The organism is Aquimarina macrocephali JAMB N27 (assembly GCF_000520995.1).
GTDB classification, from domain to species: Bacteria; Bacteroidota; Bacteroidia; order Flavobacteriales; family Flavobacteriaceae; genus Aquimarina; species Aquimarina macrocephali.
This window is the reverse complement of record NZ_JACA01000112.1, coordinates 1-1,356: the sequence shown is the minus strand read 5'-3', so window position 1 is coordinate 1,356 and position 1,356 is coordinate 1. Positions and strand designations below refer to the sequence as shown.

Below are 1,356 nucleotides of genomic sequence, written 5' to 3'. Positions count from 1 at the left end.
CATGAGCGTTTAAAAAATAAGAAACTCGGTTCGCGATACTCGCTAAGCTCCCTGATAGATTGTATTCTCCGTACATCACACCTGCATAGACACCTACTTGACCTGCCAGTCCTTCTTCGCGAGGTATCTGTAAGCTGGAACGTGTGTATCCTGCATCTTCGATTGCCATCCAGCTATGCTGTAAAAACAAACGCTCCTGAGGATCGATTGATGCTGCCTCTCTGGGTGAGATATTAAAAAACCTTGGATCAAATTCATCAACCCCTTCTATAAAACCACCCCATTTACTGTAATGATAACCGCTTTTACTACGATCCTCACTATAATACTCTCGCCAGTCCCAACGATCTTTAGGAATCTCGGTGATACAATCCTTACCTCCCTTTAGATTATCCCAATACGCTGCTACATCAACCGAAGCCGGATAACGACCACTTAATCCTACAATAGCAATAGGATCTGTAGAAACTGAGTGTATAGAATTCGTTAAATCAGTAAAAGGACGAGGACGACTAAAGCGTTTACCCGAAATCAGTTTATGCCATATTTGATCATCAGTTCCAGATTTTATTTCAATTGACTTTTCCTTGGAAGTGTTATTTAGCTCTGTATTAAAAAGAGCAACTAATTGAGTCGAGTGAGATGTTATAAAGTATTCTGTAAGCTCTCTTATGGTCTGGTATTCAAAAAACAAAGTCTTGGGCAGAGAAGGAAAGGTTTCTTCTAATCTACTTGTAAACTTCATCGCCAGTATAGAGTCAATACCATATTTCTCTAATGGTGCCTGCGGATCTATTTTATGGGAAGTCAGCTTTAATAACAAAGAGAATTCTTTACACAAGTAATCTTCAGTTTTTTCAAAAAGATCACTGTGAATGTTGTTGGTAACCACTGGAGAATCTATAACTTTCTGGTTGGGTAACGATTTATTTTTTATTTCCTGATCTATATTCTTAATGCTATCCAATTGAGGTAAATTGCCTTTCATTACCAAGACCTGATTCAGCCGTAGTTCCAGGCTACAATAAAATGTGTACATCCCAATGATTGTCTCCATTGGCTGTACCTCTAGGGTTTGTTTCAGTATTTCCCGATTTTCCTGATTTATTTGCATACCACCATCTTTCCACAATGGCCAGTTGATAGACAAAGTGTGTCCCTGTCGTTGATCATCCAAAACCATTTGATTACGATACGAAGCAAACTGATCCATAAAACCATTAGCCACTGCATAATCTGATTGACCTACATTACCTATTAGTGAAGCCACAGAGGAAAACAACACCAAAAAGTCCAAGTCAATATCCTTGCTGGCCTGATCCAGGTTGAAGGTACCTGTAACTTTGGGAGTTAGTA

The 1,356-nt window shown here is 39.2% G+C and carries 1 protein-coding gene; it reads right to left on the bottom strand.

The genetic code is table 11. The features are described 5' to 3' along the window. Window positions 1-1,356 (bottom strand): beta-ketoacyl reductase (locus Z054_RS29580; protein WP_035093859.1); only part of this gene is annotated, 1,356 nt, incomplete at both ends.